Annotated in this window: 15 protein-coding genes and 2 pseudogenes; 5 read left to right on the top strand and 12 right to left on the bottom strand. The window is 43.1% G+C overall.

Going from position 1 to position 19,415, the window contains the following annotated elements:
* Nucleotides 1-132: 132 nt before the first annotated feature.
* Nucleotides 133-1,527, bottom strand: coding sequence for a tRNA uridine-5-carboxymethylaminomethyl(34) synthesis GTPase MnmE (mnmE, locus tag H6G86_RS27070; RefSeq protein WP_190936909.1), 1,395 nt, complete (start codon nucleotides 1,525-1,527; stop codon nucleotides 133-135).
* Between the two features lie 207 nt (nucleotides 1,528-1,734).
* On the opposite strand from mnmE, the gene H6G86_RS27075 reads away from it, so the two are divergent.
* Complete coding sequence (locus H6G86_RS27075; protein WP_114082835.1) at nucleotides 1,735-1,935, top strand: hypothetical protein; 201 nt, start codon at nucleotides 1,735-1,737, stop codon at nucleotides 1,933-1,935.
* A gap of 369 nt (nucleotides 1,936-2,304) precedes the next feature.
* Here the strand turns inward: H6G86_RS27075 and H6G86_RS27080 are convergent, their stop codons facing one another.
* From H6G86_RS27080 to H6G86_RS27120, 10 genes and pseudogenes are all read right to left on the bottom strand, one after another.
* Complete coding sequence (locus H6G86_RS27080; protein WP_190936910.1) at nucleotides 2,305-3,705, bottom strand: alkaline phosphatase PhoX; 1,401 nt, start codon at nucleotides 3,703-3,705, stop codon at nucleotides 2,305-2,307.
* Between the two features lie 708 nt (nucleotides 3,706-4,413).
* Nucleotides 4,414-6,045, bottom strand: a complete 1,632-nt coding sequence (locus H6G86_RS27085) for a mucoidy inhibitor MuiA family protein (protein ID WP_190936911.1) — start codon at nucleotides 6,043-6,045, stop codon at nucleotides 4,414-4,416.
* Nucleotides 6,046-6,148: 103 nt separating this feature from the next.
* Nucleotides 6,149-7,090, bottom strand: a complete 942-nt coding sequence (locus tag H6G86_RS27090; RefSeq protein ID WP_190936912.1) for a LysR family transcriptional regulator — start codon at nucleotides 7,088-7,090, stop codon at nucleotides 6,149-6,151.
* A gap of 241 nt (nucleotides 7,091-7,331) precedes the next feature.
* Complete coding sequence (gene ccmO / locus H6G86_RS27095; protein WP_114082839.1) at nucleotides 7,332-8,129, bottom strand: beta-carboxysome assembly protein CcmO; 798 nt, start codon at nucleotides 8,127-8,129, stop codon at nucleotides 7,332-7,334.
* A gap of 56 nt (nucleotides 8,130-8,185) precedes the next feature.
* The gene (gene ccmN, locus H6G86_RS27100) at nucleotides 8,186-8,959 is read right to left on the bottom strand and encodes a beta-carboxysome scaffolding protein CcmN (protein WP_190936913.1); all 774 of its coding nucleotides are present in this window, start codon (nucleotides 8,957-8,959) and stop codon (nucleotides 8,186-8,188) included.
* 165 nt (nucleotides 8,960-9,124) lie between these two features.
* The gene (locus H6G86_RS38920) at nucleotides 9,125-9,382 is read right to left on the bottom strand and encodes a RuBisCO small subunit-like domain-containing protein (protein WP_242064997.1); all 258 of its coding nucleotides are present in this window, start codon (nucleotides 9,380-9,382) and stop codon (nucleotides 9,125-9,127) included.
* A gap of 96 nt (nucleotides 9,383-9,478) precedes the next feature.
* Nucleotides 9,479-11,140: pseudogene (ccmM, locus tag H6G86_RS27105) on the bottom strand (beta-carboxysome scaffolding protein CcmM); the annotation flags it as partial.
* Nucleotides 11,141-11,239: 99 nt separating this feature from the next.
* Nucleotides 11,240-11,542 (bottom strand): beta-carboxysome shell vertex protein CcmL, encoded by a 303-nt coding sequence (gene ccmL, locus H6G86_RS27110; RefSeq protein ID WP_012410634.1) that lies wholly within the window; start codon nucleotides 11,540-11,542, stop codon nucleotides 11,240-11,242.
* A 6-nt stretch (nucleotides 11,543-11,548) separates the two neighbouring features.
* The gene (locus H6G86_RS27115) at nucleotides 11,549-11,893 is read right to left on the bottom strand and encodes a carbon dioxide-concentrating mechanism protein CcmK (RefSeq protein ID WP_010995041.1); all 345 of its coding nucleotides are present in this window, start codon (nucleotides 11,891-11,893) and stop codon (nucleotides 11,549-11,551) included.
* Between the two features lie 89 nt (nucleotides 11,894-11,982).
* The gene (locus H6G86_RS27120; protein WP_012410633.1) at nucleotides 11,983-12,291 is read right to left on the bottom strand and encodes a carbon dioxide-concentrating mechanism protein CcmK; all 309 of its coding nucleotides are present in this window, start codon (nucleotides 12,289-12,291) and stop codon (nucleotides 11,983-11,985) included.
* Nucleotides 12,292-12,949: 658 nt separating this feature from the next.
* Between H6G86_RS27120 and H6G86_RS27125 the strand changes: the two genes are divergently transcribed.
* The 4 genes from H6G86_RS27125 (at nucleotide 12,950) to H6G86_RS27140 (ending at nucleotide 18,620) form a co-directional block, all read left to right on the top strand.
* Nucleotides 12,950-14,806 carry an NAD(P)H-quinone oxidoreductase subunit F gene (locus tag H6G86_RS27125; protein WP_190936915.1) on the top strand — a complete coding sequence of 619 codons (1,857 nt, stop codon included), beginning with the start codon at nucleotides 12,950-12,952 and terminating at the stop codon, nucleotides 14,804-14,806.
* Nucleotides 14,807-14,986: 180 nt separating this feature from the next.
* Nucleotides 14,987-16,492 carry an NADH-quinone oxidoreductase subunit M gene (locus tag H6G86_RS27130; RefSeq protein WP_190936916.1) on the top strand — a complete coding sequence of 502 codons (1,506 nt, stop codon included), beginning with the start codon at nucleotides 14,987-14,989 and terminating at the stop codon, nucleotides 16,490-16,492.
* 114 nt (nucleotides 16,493-16,606) lie between these two features.
* Nucleotides 16,607-17,737: a CO2 hydration protein CupB gene (gene cupB / locus H6G86_RS27135; RefSeq protein WP_190936917.1), complete on the top strand. Its 1,131-nt coding sequence runs from the start codon at nucleotides 16,607-16,609 to the stop codon at nucleotides 17,735-17,737.
* 25 nt (nucleotides 17,738-17,762) lie between these two features.
* The gene (locus tag H6G86_RS27140) at nucleotides 17,763-18,620 is read left to right on the top strand and encodes an oxygenase MpaB family protein (protein ID WP_190936918.1); all 858 of its coding nucleotides are present in this window, start codon (nucleotides 17,763-17,765) and stop codon (nucleotides 18,618-18,620) included.
* 48 nt (nucleotides 18,621-18,668) lie between these two features.
* On the opposite strand, the pseudogene H6G86_RS27145 reads toward H6G86_RS27140, so the two are convergent.
* A pseudogene (locus H6G86_RS27145) lies at nucleotides 18,669-19,370 on the bottom strand (Uma2 family endonuclease).
* Nucleotides 19,371-19,415: the final 45 nt, after the last annotated feature.

Raw genomic sequence — 19,415 nt, forward strand, 5'->3', positions numbered from 1 at the left:
TACCAGCCACCACCGAATCTAGCGCAGCGTTCCCCTGTTGCGTCAATGTTCACAGTCCCGGTTTTTTGTTCACGATCGCTTGACTTTTAAGACAGTCGCTACTAAGATTACCAAAAACAGAATAGTTGGGGTTTATTTACCAATGCAAAACTTGTTAAAAATCCTATCCAAAACTGATTCTGTTACTTCTTCTCCAGTAATCTCTCCCAGTGCTTGAATTGCACCGCGTAAGTCAATTGTCCAAAAATCTAGAGGGAGCTGCTGGACAATTGTTGTTTGTACTTCTTCCAAAGATATTTTAGCTTGAGTTAAAGCTGCTGCTTGCCTTTGATTAATGGCTAAATCCATGTCAGCTGCTTGGACTTCTTCTGCTTTGACTAACTCTAAAATTGCTACTTCTAAAGCATCAATACCTTGATTTTGAGCTGCTGCTGTGACAATTTTAGATTTTGGATTGGGTATTTGAGATTGAAGAGTTTTTCTTTCGCTTTCTTCTACTAAGTCGATTTTGTTAATGACTAGAATTAATGGATGGTGTTGTACTTGTTCGTAAATTTCTTGATCGCCTTCTGTCCAACCTGCTGAAGCATCGATGGTAAGCAAGACTAAATCAGCTGCATTGGCGGCACGACGCGATCGCTCCACACCAATTTTTTCCACTTGATCTGTTGTTTCCCGAATCCCGGCTGTATCTAGCACTTGTACGGGAATTCCCCCGACAACTAGCTGGGATTCAACCACATCGCGGGTTGTACCAGGTAAGTCTGTAACAATGGCGCGATCGCTCCGACTCCAAGCATTCAATAAGCTCGACTTACCCACGTTTGGCCGTCCCACAATTGCCACTTTTAAACCTGCGCGTAGCAACTCACCTTTGTCTTTGGTTGCCAATAACCTCGTTATTTCGGCGGCAATTTTCTCGATTTCTGATATTATTGCTTTATCATCCAACGGCGGTAAGTCTTCTTCAAAATCGATTCGAGCTTCGATTTCTGCCAAAATATCTAGACAGTTAGCGCGTAACTGCCGAATCGGATGAGCTAATTTTCCCTGTAAACCAGCTAAGGCAGTTTGGGCAGCTTGAGGTGATTTAGCTCCCACTAAATCAGCAATACCTTCGGCTTGAGTTAGATCCAATCGCCCATTCAAAAAGGCGCGGAGGGTAAATTCTCCTGGTTGCGCTAATCTTGCACCGTTTTCTAAACACAGTTGTAATACCTGTTGCACTGCCATAATTCCCCCGTGGCAATGGAATTCCACTACATCTTCACGGGTGTAAGAACGAGGTGCTTTCATAATCAGCAATAGGGCTTCATCTACCAACTGTCGCGTTTGAGGATGACGAATATAACCGTAGAGAATCTGGTGAGTTTCCCAAACTTGTCGCCCTGGTGCGTGAAAAAGAGTTTGGGCTAGAGCCATTGCTTCAGAACCGGATACCCGCACAATACCAACACTACCCTGTTGGGGGACAACAGCAGTTGCGATCGCAGCGATAGTTCCAGTAGTAGCAAAAACTTCTGACATGAGTGCCCTTCATAAGAGTGAAAAGTTAGGAGTCAAAATCATAACTCATAACTGATAACTTTCTAAATGGTAGGTGTTTAGACTAATAGGATAGCAACTGGCAAGGTAAAATTTACTTAGAGGTTAATGCCTGATAGTAAAGAGTTTGGGGTGAATATTAGAACTCACAACTTTATAACTTATAAGTTTTAGAGAGAGGAATTTACTGTGGAGCAAAAGATTAACTGTGCTGTCGCCTGTGTTAACGGGTGTGTTTTAGGGGATAAATGTCCGAATATCGAGTATAGAGAGGCGGCCGCAAAATTTATTGAAGATACTCCCCTAGACAAAATGTTGGAATTGGCACAAGAACGTCTGCGGAAAAAAATGACGGAACCGCCAAAATGGGTTTTTCCTGAAGATCCATAACACTGATGTTAATAGGCACAAGCAAGACAGCGAGGAGCTTAAATAGTATCTGGATCTATATTTAATTCTCGCAGTTTTGCTGCCAAGCGATCGCTACGTTGTTTCTCTTATTGTGCAACTTCTTGTGGTGTCGAAATTAGTTATCCACCAGGAGTAAAAAAGGGCCACAGACATAGAAGCACTATAAGTTTAGCCTAGCAGTGAAGAGCGTAGATGCTATCTCTAAAAACCGTTCGATCATGATCTCGTCCACATATTGTTTTATATGCATTCTTGCAATCTCACCCAAAATCTACTAAAAACAGGGCTACTCCGAGAATAAACTGGAGTACCCTGCAAGTTATCAAATCACTTAGATGTAACTAAACCTTATGCTCGGTTTCTGCTCCAAGGGCCCCAAATCGCACAGGTAATTCCAGGGTCTTGAATATTGACAAACATTGTATGGCCATCAGGTGAGAAGCAAGCACCTGCGAATTCACTGCCGTTAATAGCATTTGCTGCAAACCGATAAAGATCGCCTTCGGGGGTAACGCCAATCACGAATTCAGTATTGCTACCGTCTTCGCACAAGAAGAGATCTCCAAAGGGAGCCACGGTAATATTGTCGGGGAAATTCAGTATATCCTCTGCGGGAGACTCTACAATCAGGGTGATAGTACCACTGTTAGGATCATTATTGTTGGGTTTATAAGCAAAAACCTGCCCTTGTCCTGCATTGCCACCGCTAGTACAGGTAAAGTAGATCAAGCCGCCGTTGCCATACTTAGCACCCTCACCCCGCCTAAAGATAGCTGCACCCTTATTTTGCCCCTGAACCCGTACTGAAGTGGCGGTGCTATTGGTAGCGGGATCAACATTATCAATCTTCACCCATTCAACTTCCAATGGTTGGTTTTTATACTGAATAAAATTCGTGCCGGTATCAACTTTAAACATTCCTTTTATAGCTAGGGCCTCAAGCACTCCACCACTAGTCTGAAGGTCGCCATATTTAGTAGGACGGACATTAGGACGGAAGCGATAGAAGCAGCTATTGCCGTCATCTTCAGTTTGATAGATCCATCCACTTTCCGGATCAACTGCGACAGCTTCATGGTTAAAGCGGCCCATTGCCACAAGGGGAATCGGCTCGGCAACCTGAATGTCATCTGTTGCCGGAACCTCAAAGTTATAGCCATGCTTTTTCGTAGCTCCACCCGGTGCAGGAAGAGTCAGATTTTCTTCACAGCTAATCCAGGAATCCCAAGGAGTCTGGCCTCCAGCACAATTGCGTATAGTCCCCCCTAGAGAAACAAATTGCTTTCTCACCCGGCGGTTAGGGCCAACAACAATCGTCGTTGTACCTCCTCCAATCTGGTCATATCGAGGTAAAACATTGATTCCATTAGAACTAGGACTTAGCTCGTGATTTCGCACCAGAATTGTAGTGTTTTTAGGACCAGGAAAGGCGGCCATACCATCATGGGCACCTGGCACTATTCTTCCATCATCCATGGGTTGCCCAGTAATCGATATTGCGGTGTAGTTAAAACCGGGGGGAAGTTCTAGCAGAGGAGTAGTGCCCAAGTTAATTCCACCACGAACTAGTCCAACAAGTTCATCTGCATTTTCTGGCATCTTTGGTGCTATTGGGCCGTAACCAGCAGTTAATCCTACAACTTGGCCATTAGCACGTCTTGCATATAAGGCTTCCAGAGGAGAAAGCATCGTAACACCGACAGCACTTGCACCAGCCAATGTAAAGAAGTTACGTCTTGATAATTTCATCAGTATACTGTCAGCAAAATTTCAGAAACCTAATAGTAAAATTTGGCTTTTAAGAAAACATTAAGAAACAGTTAATAAGTTAGTTTTTAATATCAAAAACTATTTTGCAAACAGTAATTATTAAATACAGCACAATTAAAAAATATTTATTAGAAAACATAAATCGGCTGTAAATGTTCAAGAGCTTGTACCCATAACATATCTAATGCAATACTTTTCGGTTAAGGGGAAAAGGAAAAGGGAAATAAAAAACCTTTAACCCTTCCCCTTTAACCTTTTCCCCAAACCAAATTCTGAGTTCAAAATGCTTAACCGTTTTGGTAGTTTTTTCAAACTTGTATTAACTTGGAAACTGCTATAAGAGATTTTTTATAAAGTAAAAATAAAATTTATGTAGGGTATGTTAGGCGCATATTTCGATATTTTTGATTACGAAAAATATAATTTAAATACCTAACGCACCACCACATAACAGAAAAAGTGGGAATCGGAATCAAAGTCCCCCTTTTTAAGGGGAGCCACTGCGGTCTTGGGGTCTCCCCCGCCGCAGGATGCGCGAAGCGCTGTAGTGGAGCATGTGGTGTGGATTTAGGGGGATCTAAAACGTTTTGCTACCAAGAATAAGACTTTTCAAACATCCTCTAAGATGACTGACTCCTGAGTTTCCAAACCAGAGTTATTGCATTCTGCTCAACGCTTATCTCAATTCTAAATATCTAATCCAACTACCATTAAGTCAGGCGGATGTTCAACATTAAACTGGTAATATATCTCTCTTTGTTCTTGTGCTGGAAGAGTTAACTGCCATTCTAAAATGCCCATTTCACCCAGTTGAATTTGTGGGTTACTACGGCTGAGGCGCACTTTAATTTGCTCGTTGCGGCTAACTGGTAATTGTTCAGTTACTTTCAGATTTACTTCTTTGTCGAGTAAGTTCGTAATTATCAACCGATAACTATAAGTAATTCGGCGCTGGTTGCTAATCAATCTTTTGTCTACCAGGCGTTCAACTAAATCGCGCTCAATTTTCAAACCTTCATCCATCCCTAAATTCAGTTTGAATTCTTGTCCTGGTGCAATATTCTCTAACTGAGTTGTCCCGATAAAAACATTGTTGCGGAAAATATTCGCTTTTCCTGGTAACAAAGTCGCACCATTGGGATTATTTTTTACATTTGCTTGCAGATAAGCAAAACTTACCAAACGCGGCATTGCCACATAATCAAAGTTACAAGGATAATCGTCATTAAAAATTGTCGTTTTATGGGGTGCGCCATCACTGGGAATGTTACCACCACCATTCAATTTAAAGGTAACTACACTCCCTTCTTTGGATACTTCTGCTGTAACGGTTTCTGCTGGGATAAGAACATCATCTGCACCTTCGTCTTCTTCTTGCCAATCTGCTCTGGCAGCAGAAGCAGGCGGTTCTGCTATGCTAGGGAGCAGTGGTGGTTGAGCAGCAAATCGTCGTTGTCGTAACATTTGTGGACGTGGCGCATCAATATACCAGGGTTCAAGTTTAGGTGGGAGAGTACCTAATCCCGGTTTAGCGGTAGAAAGGGTGAGATCTGCACCAATCCAATCTTCGCCACTACTTTGAGTGATTTCTGCAAGGTAGCCCAGATGCACAATATCGCTGGTAGTGCTAAAGCGCAAGTCATAAAGCGGAGTCCAACTAGCGCGATTTACTATGTAAGATACCTCTAATTCAAATTTACCTTCACCTGCAACTTCAACTCCCACAACTATGCTCAAACTCTCTTTAGGATGGGGTGTTTGAATTTTTTGCAATGAGGTGCGGAGTGCTTGCAGTTCTTTGTCTAATTCCTGCTGTTGGGTTTTGCACTCTCCAGATGCGATCGCATATTCACTATACTGGCTTCCAATAAAGTTCAAAAAATCCAAAGTTTCGCTCAGGCTAAGATTTTTCCGAGACAAACTTTGGGCAAAGGGTTCTTCTGTTTTTTCACGTAACCCGGCGATAAAACTAGACTGTAATACTAAAGCATCTACTTGGGCTTGCAGGTGGCGTTTTTCTGCTTCTAACTGCTCAATTTGCCTTGTTAAATGTGCAACTCGCTCTGCCACTGGTTCAGTGGTATAAATGCGATCGCTACTCACTCCCATCAAACGCACTGCCACTGTCCCTGTACCGCTAACCCTGATAGACTCAGTTTCTAGAGTCTCTGGCACTGAGGTAACTACTAATTCCTGTTCAGTTCCTGTTAAATCAACTACACCCCGCCGTGTAACCAATGCTCTGTCAGCATAAACTGTAACAGCTACAATCTCGCTTTGTACTGTTTTGCGCAAAGATGGTATTTCCGGGTTAACCATTGCCAGTTTTCCCCCATTTTTAATTGATTCTGCTGGTTAATTGTCAATGGTTGCCGGTCTAAGAGTCAACCCCTTTGGGTAATTCGTAATTCGTAATTATGAATTACCCGGGAGTTGGTTCAAGTGTACTGGAAGTGGTTTCAGTGTTTTGATCTACAAAATTCCTTGCCGCAGCCAGGAGATAGTCATAATAGGCACGAGCGACGATAGATAGCTGCTTGCCTGCGGGGTAAACCATGTACCAATTTCGCTGAATGGGAAAGTGTTGGACATCTAAAATACTAAAATCTGAAGCGTCTAATAGTAAAGTATGACGAGATAAAACCGAAATTCCTAAACCACCTGCGATCGCTTGTTTAATTGCTTCGTTACTTCCCAATTCCAGCTTGACTTTTACTGTCACCCCTTGTTCTTCAAATAGGCTTTGGACGGCGCGACGAGTTCCTGAACCTGGTTCTCGCATAATAAAAGGTTGGTTAGATAGGCGTTGGATCGGAATATTCTTTTCCTTGGATAACGGATGATTAAGCGGTGCAAAGACGATCAATGGATTTTCTAAAAATGCCTCACAATTCACATCCATATTGTCTGGGACTTGACTCATAATATACAAGTCGTCCAGATTTTGACTCATCCGTTCCAAAATTTGTTCGTGATTGGTTACTTGTAGAGAGATATCAATCCCTGGATAAAGTTCGCAAAACGGCCCTAACAAACGTGGGATAAAATATTTTGCTGTTGTAATCACTGCCAAGCGTAATTGTCCCTGTTTTAGCCCTTTTAAATCTGCCACCTTCATTTCATACTGGGCTATATTTTCAAAAATCTGTCGACAAGTGGCAAATAATTCTCGTCCTGCCTCGGTGAGATACAACCGCTTTCCTACTTGCTCAAATAATGGCAACCCTACCGATTTTGTGAGTTGCTTAATCTGCATAGAAACGGTAGGTTGGGTGAGAAACAATTCCTCAGCAGCCCGCGTAAAGCTACTGTGCCGTGCCGCAGCCTCGAATACCTTTAACTGGTGCAGCGTCGCTTGTTTCAAAGCTGGTTCTCCTCTATATAGTTATTCATCGATATAAAACTAGTATTAACTGAACAGTTGCAAATGGTATAGCAATACCAATAGAAATTTACGAGTTTTATTATAGATAAAACTCTATTACTTCTATTAAAATAAAGGTATTTTATTTATAGATTGAAGAAGCTATTATCAAAACAACAAGAAAAGCGTAAGATTCCTTCCACTTCCTGATGAATGATGATTTTCCCAAATTCATCTATCATCATTCATCATTCCATAATTCTTCTACAACTTCTGCAATTTTTGTAGGTAGTTTAGTTAAATCTGGTAATCTTAGCACTTCTATTTCGGCAACTTGTTCTTTAATGTTCACTGGCAAGTTTAAAGGCTGCTGTGTTTCTATCCAGCAGCTTGCTAATGGTAAAGTTTGCTCCATTTCGTCTAGTGGTCGGGGAATTACCATTACTGCATTTAATTCCCCAATGCGTTCTGCTTCAAACATTCCCGCTTCCACTGCTACCGCCACATTTGCTACGGAACCACGAATAATGGCTGTACACAAACCCCCACCAATTTTTTCGTAGGCTGCTAAATGAACATCAGCAGCTTTGAGCATGGCATCACACGCGCCTACCATCGCTGGAAATCCTCGTGTTTCTACCAAACCAATTGCTTGATTACTCAGACGGCTAGAATTACCCTCTTCCATCAATTTAGTAAAACGGGTTGTGATGGGAAGTACTATATCTAAATTAGGATAAGGCCGAGGAATCACTAAGCTAGAAACTAACTGACCAAACTGTTCAGCTGTTTGCACACCAGATTCTACAGCTAGACGCACGTCAGCAATTCCACCCCGGACGATCGCAGTACAATATCCGCCACCTATTTTTTCATACCCAACTAGGTGAACTCCTGCTGATTTCAGCATCATATCCGCCGTCCCAACTATTGCTGGAAAGCTGCGGGTAGAAACTAAACCTAAAGCAGTATCCTGGAAGGTGTCTCGATGACTCGTTCCTTCGATGGCTTTCATCGACCGTTGATTAGATGTTTCCATTTGAACTTTCCCAGATAATCACAAAGCCTACAACTTACAATTAACACTTACTCGGACTAATCGTCAGAGTTTGGGTTGCTTAAGGATTGTCTATGAGGAAACAATGTAGTCAACAGTCTGCTTATGCTCCCTTGTCCATAAATCTGAGTCCCGAAACCGTTAGGGGATTCTGTAGTTAGCTGATTGGGGTCTGAGTCAGGTTTTGTAGGCTCTTGGGTGGGTTCTTGCAAGGGGGGTTCAGCATCCTTGGCTGGTTCCTCCACGGTAGGAGGCTGACTTTCAGGAGTGGCGGGAGATTTAAAGTAAGAAATCGACTTATTTTGTTTGAAATCCACAAAAGCCGCAGCTGAGAAGTTAGTTGAGGAAGTTACCTTTTCCTTAACTTCCCCTGAGCCATTTTCTTCTTCCTTCTGCGGTGGCGCACTTGTAGCCGTAGGGTTATTCGTGGATGGTTCCTGCTGCTTTGTTTGAGCAATTTGCCGACTGGTGTCTCCTAAAATCGATCCAGGTGGAACTACTTGTCCAGGTTCAACTGAATAGTTAAAAACTGTTGTTGCTGAACCAATACAAGCATTTGCTCCAATTTTGCCCTTGCCAACCATCAAAAAACCGGCTCCCAGGTTTGCCCCCGCTTCTACCTCTAGGGTTCCTTCATGGACTTGGAGAATGGCTCCCATGCCAATACAGACCCCTGGCCCAATGATGATCTTGCTGTTTTCAGCCGCTTGAAGGATCACCCCAGGTGCAAGTACTGCGCTTGGATGAATAGTCACCTCACCACTAATGTAAGAATCAAAATTATTGCTGAGGCGCAGTGACAGCACAGACATGAAAATTTTAACCTCGGAAGCCGGAGTGGGGATGAGGAGCAGGGGGAGCAGGGGGAGCAGGGGAGGCAGGGGAGGCAGGGGGAGCAGGGGAGGCAGAGTTATTGATTAATTCCCAATGCCCTATTTCCCATTACCCATTCCCCATTCCCCAGTCCCCAGTACCTACTATGGTCTTTGGATAATCGTTTCTAATACCCGACGCTTGGCTTTGGGGTCAATACCAATTAAGCGCACATATTCCCCTTGGTATTCGCCAAGGTATCCTTCTACGGCGGCGATCGCTTCTCTTTCTGAGGAGGCTTGGATCTGACCGGTACTCGTCCAGGAACCTGTACGGAACCGCCGTTGGTCTACGTGTTCAAGGCTAATTTTAGAGCCGCCAGCCAATAATTGTCGGAGTTGGCCTACAACTTCAGCACTCAAGCGGGTACTCGTAGCTGTAGCTGTAGCTGTAGCTGTAGCAGAAGGCGCACTGCTAGTAAATGATTTCTGACTGCCAGAGGAGGCTACTTGGCCATTTGGACGTTGGATAATTGTTTCTAATACCCGACGCTTGGCTTTGGGGTCAATACCAATTAAGCGCACATATTTCCCTTGGTATTCACCAAGGTGCCCTTCTACGGCTGCGATCGCTTCTCTTTCTGAGGAGGCTTGAATTTGACCAGTACTAGTCCAAGAACCTGTACGGAACCGTCGTTCGTCTACGTGTTCAAGGCTAATCTTATACCCACCAGCCAGTAATTGCCGGAGTTGGTCTACTACTTCAGTACTCAAACGGTTACTGGTAGCTGTTGCCGTAGCACTTCCAGAGCTTCCACTGCTAGTGAATGATGATTTCTGACTACCAGAGGAGGCTACTTGACCATTTGGACGTTGGATAATCGTTTCTAATATCCGCCGTTTAGCTTTGGTATCAATGCCGATTAAACGCACATACTCGCCTTGATGGCTTTGTATACATTCTTCCAAGCCGGAAATTACTTGATTTATGGAAGTTGCTTCAATTGGCTTGCAGCTAGTCCAGGAACCAGTACGGAAACGGCGCTCGTCTACGTGTTCCATGCCAATTTTGTAACCACCTGCCAAAAGTTGGCGGATTTGCTCTACAGTTTCGCCATTGACTTTGCCACTGCTAGAGCCGTTACCGTTACCATTACCATTACTGCTGTAGCTGCCATTGCTATGACTACTAGCCGGAGCCTTAAAATTGGTAGCTGGTTTAAAATCACCATCCGGGCGTTGGATGATGCTTTCTAACACACGTCGTCTATCTTTGTCAATACCAAAAAGGCGGACATATTCGCCGCTATGGTCACTTACACAGCTTTCTAATGCTGCGATCGCTTCACCGATGGATCTCGGTTCAATTGGTTGGCAACTTGTCCAAGAACCCGTGCGGAACCTTCTCTGGTCTACGTGTTCTGTACCAATCTTATATCCTTGTTCCAATAGATAGCGCAACTGCTCTATTGTTTCTGCACCCAAGCTATTGCTCGCCACTTCACTACTCCTTTCCAACTCTAAAACAGTAATACCATTACCTGTATAAGATTTAGCGTTCTCATCCCGAATGGGTGCTATACATTTGCTATCCGCAGCACAAAGATAACCAGCTCGTAGCGCCTGATTAATCCCAACCACATGATGAGCAAATTCCTTATCTTGATCTTGCACATCTGGCAAGCGGTCAGCTTGCTGCTGGCTAGTAATTACCGCTCCCGAAGGTACATATTTACCTGGGGGAATTTCTACGTCTTGAATCAAAGCGTGCATCATCACGATGCAACCTGCACCTACCCTGGCATTAAACACTGTAGAGCGAAAGCCAATGAAGGAATTATCGCCTACATAAGCTGGCCCGTGAATTAGAGCCATGTGGGTAATGCAAGCATTTTTACCTACCCATACCGAGTATTTCTCTTGGTCATCACCAATTACTCGACCTTGCTCTAACCCATGAATGACCACACCATCTTGAATATTGGTGTTTTCACCAAGATAAAAAGGTGTTCCTTCATCCGCTCTAATCGTAGTCCCCGGAGCAACGATTACATTTGCACCTATTCGTACATCCCCAATCAGATTGGAGAATGAATGTACAAAAGCAGTTTGATGGATTTTGGGTTCAGCTAAATTCCTTGACCACGGAGTTGGGGGTGCTGCCGTGCTGCGGACTGCCATTGCGAGATTCCTCCTATATTGTCATAAGTCATTTGTCCGTTGTCATTTGTCCTTTGTTATTCACTAATGACCAATGACCAATGACCAATGACTAAATGACTATCGATATTGATCTTTTTTGCTGTAAATCATGCGATCTTCAACATAAATTGTATCTATGATCGCCACTACCACTGCATCTAGTGGTCGCTGTTCGTTGCCAATAACTTGACGAGCAACACTGCCACGACTGACAAGTACCCACTCATCTACACCTGCTCCCACACTATCTGCTGCTACCTCATATTGTGGGAGGATGTTTCCGTCTTCATCTACAAATTGTAACAACAGTAGTTTCACACCTCTGAGACTTGGATCTTTTTGGGTGCTAACTACTGTGCCGCGAACTTTGGCGACTTGCATTACAAATTACGGTCTTCTACCGAAAGGACGAATTGCGTTCACATTTTCCCGGAATTGCTCTACGTCTTCTGTATAACGAATTGGTAGGACGTATTCCAAGTTTTCGTGAGGACGAGCAATGATGTGAGTAGACAGCACTTGTCCACCATTGACTCGCTTCACTGATTCCACACCTGCGGCTACGGAAGCTTGCACTTCCGAAACGTCACCCCGGACAATTACTGTAACTCGACCACTGCCGATTTTTTCATAACCGACTAGAGTCACACGAGCAGCTTTCACCATCGCATCAGCAGCTTCCACTACTGCTGGAAAGCCCAGCGTTTCAACCATTCCCACTGCAATTGACATTAGTTTTAATCCCTATTTAAAGTTTTAGACTTGGACAAAAGTGATGCTCAAAAAAGCAAAGAGCGTTAATTACTTTGTTTAAACAGCTTTTAGGTACGGAACTGTTCCACAGCTTCGGTGTAACGAATCGGCAAGACGTATTCCAGGTTCTCGTGAGGACGAGCAATGATGTGAGTGGACAACACTTCACCACCAAATACTCTTTTTGCCGCTTCAACCCCAGCAGCTACAGAAGCTTGCACTTCCGATACATCTCCCCGAACTATCACGGTGACGCGAGCGCTACCAATTTTTTCATACCCTACTAAGGTGACACGGGCGGCTTTCACCATCGCATCAGCAGCTTCCACTACTGCTGGAAAGCCTTTCGTTTCAATCATTCCAACTGCAATTGGCATCGCAGAACTCCTACAAAATTAATGCAATCTGTACTGTCGTTTGAATTTTTTGACGGGGAGAGCCTGATCTTATAGCTAAGAAAACACTTCCAAATTAAGCATAGGAAAGCTTGGCGTTCCTGGCAATATAAATTACTATAATAGTTTATGATAAGAAAGTTTTAAAAAACTTAACAAATATTTATCTAGGCTTTTGAGCAATTAAAGTTTACTGAATTACTTGAGCAGCCACTTATGCTTTATAATTTCTTTATCACATTTACAAAACGACATTCATAACCAAGACTAATTCTATCTGGCGAGGGAAGAGCGGCGGCTGTATCTTTTACTGTATCTATCTTTCCTCGAATTTTGCTGGATGTACAACGACTAGGTGAAAAGCATATAATCTTTTCAAATATATCGTATAAATTACTCTGCTCAAAGTAGAAATACAAATGTAAAAACAGAGATGAGGTTAAGGCAAGTAAATGCTTTTGCGTATGTAAAGTTATATTTTATCAAAGTTTAGTAGGGGAAAGTAAAGTAAAAATACTTTGGATAATTTAGTTTAAACAATAGTAAAAAAATGTTGATATTTTACTAAATTTATTTTTTAAATAAATAATTGTTTGAAAGATTTTTTAAAATAAAGGCTGAGTCATAAAGGTAAATTTAAATGGATCAATTTCTATTTTCAACAAGTTGGTTTGTGCCTTTATATAGCTTACTAGGCGCAATTTTGACGTTGCCCTGGGGAATAGGAATAATTCAGCGAACAGGGCCAAGACCTGCGGCATACATAAACTTGTTGACAACTGTTGTGGCCTTTGTCCATAGTCTATTTGTATTTAAAAATATCTGGGATAGAGAACCAGAAAATTTACTGGTGTCGTGGTTTAAAGCTGCTGATTTAGACTTATCTTTTAGCTTGGAACTCTCACCAGTCAGTATTGGGGCAACAGTTTTAATTACAGGTTTAAGCTTACTGGCACAAGTTTACGCTCTGGGTTACATGGAAAAGGACTGGTCGCTGGCGCGTTTTTTTGCGTTGCTAGGATTTTTTGAAGCAGCGTTGACTGGTCTAGCAATCAGCGATTCTTTGTTTCTCAGCTATGCCCTTTTAGAAGTTCTGACACTTTCGACTTACTTGCTAGTGGGATTCTGGTATGCTCAACCGCTAGTAGTGACGGCGGCGCGAGATGCGTTTTGGACTAAACGGGTAGGAGACTTGTTGCTGCTGATGGCTGTGGTGACACTTTCCACCTTGTCCGGTAGTTTGAATTTTTCGGATTTATATGAGTGGGCGCAAACAGCTAATTTAAGCCCAGTCACATCAACATTGCTGGGGTTGGCGTTAATTGCTGGGCCGGCTGGAAAATGTGCCCAATTCCCACTGCACCTGTGGTTAGATGAGGCGATGGAAGGGCCCAATCCTGCTTCGGTAATGCGAAACTCGCTGGTAGTCGCTGGTGGTGCTTATTTACTGTATAAATTTCAACCATTGTTAGCACTGTCGCCAGTTGCCTTGAATGCTTTGGTAATCATGGGTACAGTAACGTCAATTGGGGCGACATTAGTATCTATAGCTCAGATTGACATTAAGCGATCGCTATCTCATTCCACCAGTGCATACATGGGGTTAGTGTTTTTAGCAGTGGGGTTACAGCAAGGGGGTGTAGCGCTGATGTTGCTGTTAACTCATGCGATCGCTAAAGCATTATTATTTATGAGTTCCGGTTCAGTCATCTTAACTACCCAAAGCCAAGACTTAACAGAAATGGGCGGACTTTGGTCACGGATGCCAGCCACCACCACCGCCTTTATTGTCGGTTCGGCGGGCATGGTAACGCTTCTACCATTGGGAAGCTTCTGGGCAATGCTAGGATGGGCTGACGGTTTTGTGAATATTAGCCCTTGGGTGATTGGGGTTTTATTATTGGTCAATGGCTTGACAGCATTGAACTTAACTAGAGTATTCAGATTAGTCTTCTGGGGAAAACCACAACAAAAGACCCGACGCACGCCAGAAGTTGGTTGGCAAATGGCCTTCCCGATGGTGACTCTTACAGTCTTGACTTTACTTTTGCCTTTGATGTTACAGCAATGGTACTTACTACCAGATTGGGAAAGTATTAATTGGTATGTAGCATTAGCGTTGTTTGCTTCTACTGTGCTGGGAGTAGTTATAGGTTCTACAGTTCATCTGCACAAAGCTTGGTCAAGATCGAGATTCTTGGCGTGGAGATTTGTGCAAGACTTATTAGGTTATGATTTTTATATTGACCGAGTTTATCGCGTAACGGTGGTGAGTGCAGTCGCACTGCTATCTAGAATTTCTGCTTGGAGCGATCGCTATTTAGTCGATGGTCTAGTAAACTTAGTTGGGTTTGCGACAATTTTTGGTGGACAAACTTTAAAGTACAGCATTTCTGGGCAATCTCAGGGCTATATGTTGACCATCCTCGCAGTTGTCAGCGTCCTGGTTTTCTTCATCGGCTGGTCATCGGGTTTACTAGATAAATTGCCTTTTTAAAGATGTTGGCACAAATTTAGTGGGGATTGTCATTTGTCATTTGTCACTTGTACTGAGCATAGTCGTCGGCGCAGCCTCTCGTAGAGAAGTATTGGTGATTGGTCATTTGTCATAGGGAAAATTCTCCCCCATTCCCCATTCCCAATTTCCCATTCCCCATTCCCCATTCCATATCTGCTTATGCTTAGTGTTTTAATTCTAGTGCCGTTAATCGGTGCAGCTTTAATTGGTTTCTCGCCCTCTGGTATCAATGGGAAATTTGCCCGTGGGGTAGCTTTGGTCTTTGCCACCATTGCTTTCTTGTGGACAATCGTACTAGCAATTCAGTTTCATCCAGGAGAAATCACTCAACAGTTTGCTGAGTCTGTACCTTGGATAGATGTCTTAGGTTTAAACTATAACCTCGGAATCGATGGTTTATCTTTGCCACTGCTGGTTTTGAATGGACTGTTAACTTGTATTGCCATCTACAGTAGCGATGAATCTCTACAGCGTCCTAAATTTTATTACTCTTTGATCCTATTATTAAGCGCTGGCGTGACTGGAGCATTTCTGGCACAGGATTTACTGTTATTTTTCCTGTTTTATGAATTGGAACTAATTCCGCTATATCTGTTGATAGCTATTTGGGGTGGGGAAAAGCGGGGTTATGCGGCTACAAAATTTCTTATTTATACCGCCGTTTCAGGAATCTTAATTTTAGCAAGTTTCCTCGGCATGGTTTGGCTAAGTGGTTCCTCTAGCTTTGCACTAGCAACCTTAAACGCTACGACTTTACCCTTAGCAACACAGCTTTTACTGCTAGCGGGGATTTTGATCGGTTTCGGGATTAAAATTCCCTTAGTTCCGTTTCATACTTGGTTGCCAGATGCTCACGTTGAAGCTTCTACACCAATTTCGGTGTTGTTGGCTGGGGTGTTGTTGAAGTTGGGAACTTACGGCTTACTGCGGTTTGGTATGAACTTGTTACCAGAAGCTTGGGCTTATGTGGCTCCTTGGTTAGCGACTTGGGCAGTGGTGAGTGTACTGTATGGTGCATCCTGCGCGATCGCTCAAACCGATATGAAAAAAATGGTAGCATACAGTTCCATTGGACACATGGGCTATGTGCTGTTAGCGACGGCGGCGGCTACACCATTAAGCGTGTTAGGTGCTGTAATGCAGATGATTAGCCACGGCTTAATTTCCGCTATGCTGTTTTTGTTGGTAGGGGTTGTGTATAAAAAAGCCGGAAGCCGAGATTTAGATGTTCTCCAAGGATTGCTGAACCCAGAACGGGGTATGCCTGTAATTGGTAGCCTAATGGTTTTGGGAGTGATGGCCAGTGCTGGAATACCAGGAATGGTAGGGTTTATTTCCGAATTCATCATTTTTCGTGGCAGTTTCCCAGTTTTTCCAGTGCAAACTCTACTCTCAATGCTTGGTACTGGCTTAACTGCGGTTTACTTCCTCATACTCCTTGACCGGGCCTTTTTTGGCCGCTTGTCTGCACAAGTTACTAACTTACCACGTGTGTATTGGAGCGATCGCGCCCCAGCAGCAATTTTAGCTGTGCTGATTGTGATTTTCGGCATTCAACCCGCTTGGTTAGCACGCTGGACTGAACCAACAATTACAGCAATGGTGAATAGCCAAAATGTAGTAGTAGCAGTGTCCTTGGAGAAAGCAATGGGGACTGGGGATTAGGGATTTTTAAGAAGCAGAGGGACAGTGGGCAGAGGAAATAACCAATGCCCCATGCCCCATGCCCAATGCCCCAATCCCAATGCCCCAATCCCTATACTTTTTGGAGAGATGGTAATGGTAACTATTAAAAAGAAAGCGGCTCACAATCCCTTAGCTGAGTATATTGAACGACTGCAAAAAGGAGAAGCATTACTCCCCAATAGCCCAGAAAATGTATTAGAAGTAGTTGGTATTCTTAAAAGCTATGGTGTAGTTTTAGATGCCTACTCAAAAAATCTTAACTATATTGCCGAGCATCAGTTTTTAATATTTTTCCCATTTTTTAAATACTTTAATGGAGAGGTTTCTGTTGAGAAATTACTCCGCCACTGGTGGCATAATCGAATTAATTTTGAGTATGCCGAATATTGTATGAAAGCCATGATGTGGCACGGTGGTGGTGGACTAGATACATATTTAGATACAACAGAATTTAAAGAAAGAGCGCAAGCCGTTATCGCCGCAAAATTTAAAAATAATCCCTTAATTTCGGGTATTAACCAACTGTTTCCAGATTTCTTAACAGAACAATTGCGTGTCTCTGCTTACTACACAGGTTTAGGTCAATTTTGGCGAGTCATGGCTGATATTTTTCTCAGCTTATCAGACCTCTATGACCAAGGCAAAATAAAATCGATTTCCGAAGTTGTAGAACATATTAAAGCAGGGTTAGTGGCAAATGCATCGAACCCAATTACATACGCTGTCAAAATACGAGGTGAAGTCTATGAAATCATTCCTAAAAGCGTTGGTTTGACCTTCTTAGCAGATACAGCAATACCTTATGTAGAAGCAGTATTCTTTCGGGGAACTCCTTTCCACGGTACAGTTTCATACAACGCCCAAGGGTATCAAATTCCCCCAGATCAAACGCGATTTCAATATGGTGCATTGTATGCCGATCCTTTGCCCATTGGCGGCGCGGGTATTCCTCCCACCTTGTTGATGCAGGATATGCGTCATTATCTTCCAGAGTATTTGCACGAAATTTATCGTCGCAGTCTTCGGGGTGAAGATGATTTGCGGGTACAAATTTGTATGAGTTTCCAAAAATCGATGTTTTGTGTTACCACAGCAACGATTTTGGGACTGATGCCTTATCCTTTAGATACTAAAGATCCAAATGAGGAAAAAGGTAATCGAATTTATTTAGAAAAGTGGATGAGTCGGTTAGAAACTTCGCGGTTGCTGGATGTGAATAAATAACTGAATTGATACAGAGAAATTTTAGATGCTTCTCAATCGCTATCAAAACCTTCACCTAATTCAGCAACTTGACCCAGTGGAAGATCATTGCCGAATTTATCACTTAATGAATGGCTATGAGTTTCCCTGGGATATGACGCGATCGCTCGAAGTTGCTTTGATGCGAACTTATTGCGTTCCTAGTATTTCTAAATTGCTGAATCATACAGGAGAATTTACCCATTGTCCGCAAAAACGCTACGATGATACGTCAATAATTGTTGGAGAGATGATTAAGTGGGGTTATGATAGCACCCGTGGCAAAGAAGCCCTACAACGCATGAATACACTCCACGGACGCTTCAAGATTGACAACGGTGATTTCCTGTATGTACTTTCAACTTTCATTTTCGAGCCTATCCGCTGGAATGTGCAGTTTGGTTGGCGGCTGATGTGCGAACAAGAAAAATTAGCGTCTTTTTACTTCTGGCGAGAAGTAGGTAAGCAAATGCAGATTCAGAATATCCCTGAAACCTACGAAGAATTCGAGCGCTATAACCTTGACTACGAACGCCAAAATTTTCGCTATTCAGATACAAATCGTCGAGTTGGGGAAGCTACACGCGATTTATTTTTGAGTTGGTTTCCTTCGTGGATGCGTTCTTTCATCAAACCAGGTATCTACGCTTTACTGGATGACACAATGCTCGATGCCTTTGGTTTTCCCTATCCCTCGCCATTGTTGCGATCGGCTATGGTAAGTCTACTAAAAATCCGAGCCAGATTAATCCGGTTATTCCCACCTCGGAATCACCCTAATTTTTATATTGACTCTCCTATCCCCAGCTATCTCACTGGTTATGAAATTGCCAATGTGGGGCCACCGGAAAATTTTAAGCAATAAAGCTCCGGTTAATTAAGTGATTGGCATCTATCAGAAACTCTTGCCATATTAGGCTTCTGGTTCGATACCTAGCGATCGCAATTGAGCAGTTAGGCGATCGGCTCTTTCCTCACCAGTCAATAACAAATTACCTTGCAAATCCCACTAGCGTAGCCAAGGTAATTCCATATTGTAATATTGTCCCTGCCAAATTCCTAACTCAACTCCTAAAGGATTTATGGCATAATGTCCGCGTTCATTTGCTGTTAATAACTGATATTGTCCCCCAATTAATTCATAAACTTCTACGCTGGCTTTATTCACTTCATAAATGCCGTAGAAGGGAGGACGAATCACCTTGCTCATAAATCCAAAATTTCCCTTTCCAAGGAGTTTTATCTCGCTCCTCACTACCATCACCAGAGACAAATTCTAATGCAATCATGGGGCAATAAACTCTCGCCATAATACATAAGACCTGCGCGTTTGTCCATCCAGAGTAGGTGGTACATTCCCTACATAGAACCAGTCTGGTGCTTCTGCGCCTTTTTCTGGGGGGTCAGTGATGCGCCAGTAGATACCGCTATCTTGACCAATACAGTATTGTCCATCAGGATGACGTTTTTGTAATATTGGTTTAATAGAGTCCGTTAGGAGAATGCTTTGGGGATGTTCCTGAAAGTTTTTCACGAATGTACCATCAGACTCTGGTAGCTGCGTATGGTCTGGGAACGGGGTCAGCGCGATGGATGGGTCGGTTGCAGAGGTCATAAGGCTACCTTTGCAGGAGTAAGGGTTGTTTATTTAGTTTAGCAG

It is taken from the genome of Nostoc sp. FACHB-133 (assembly GCF_014698055.1).
GTDB lineage: Bacteria > Cyanobacteriota > Cyanobacteriia > Cyanobacteriales > Nostocaceae > Nostoc.

Excerpts from the sequence above, each read along its gene's own strand:
- ccmO (WP_114082839.1), bottom strand. The coding sequence starts at position 8,129 with ATGGAAACATCTAATCAACGGTCGATGAAAGCCATCGAAGGAACGAGT.
- ccmN (WP_190936913.1), bottom strand. The coding sequence starts at position 8,959 with ATGTCTGTGCTGTCACTGCGCCTCAGCAATAATTTTGATTCTTACATT.
- H6G86_RS27120 (WP_012410633.1), bottom strand. The coding sequence starts at position 12,291 with ATGCCAATTGCAGTTGGAATGATTGAAACGAAAGGCTTTCCAGCAGTA.
- H6G86_RS27125 (WP_190936915.1), top strand. The coding sequence starts at position 12,950 with ATGGATCAATTTCTATTTTCAACAAGTTGGTTTGTGCCTTTATATAGC.
- H6G86_RS27140 (WP_190936918.1), top strand. The coding sequence starts at position 17,763 with ATGCTTCTCAATCGCTATCAAAACCTTCACCTAATTCAGCAACTTGAC.
- mnmE (WP_190936909.1), bottom strand. The coding sequence starts at position 1,527 with ATGTCAGAAGTTTTTGCTACTACTGGAACTATCGCTGCGATCGCAACT.
- H6G86_RS27115 (WP_010995041.1), bottom strand. The coding sequence starts at position 11,893 with ATGTCAATTGCAGTGGGAATGGTTGAAACGCTGGGCTTTCCAGCAGTA.
- H6G86_RS27080 (WP_190936910.1), bottom strand. The coding sequence starts at position 3,705 with ATGAAATTATCAAGACGTAACTTCTTTACATTGGCTGGTGCAAGTGCT.
- ccmL (WP_012410634.1), bottom strand. The coding sequence starts at position 11,542 with ATGCAAGTCGCCAAAGTTCGCGGCACAGTAGTTAGCACCCAAAAAGAT.
- H6G86_RS27130 (WP_190936916.1), top strand. The coding sequence starts at position 14,987 with ATGCTTAGTGTTTTAATTCTAGTGCCGTTAATCGGTGCAGCTTTAATT.
- H6G86_RS27085 (WP_190936911.1), bottom strand. The coding sequence starts at position 6,045 with ATGGTTAACCCGGAAATACCATCTTTGCGCAAAACAGTACAAAGCGAG.
- cupB (WP_190936917.1), top strand. The coding sequence starts at position 16,607 with ATGGTAACTATTAAAAAGAAAGCGGCTCACAATCCCTTAGCTGAGTAT.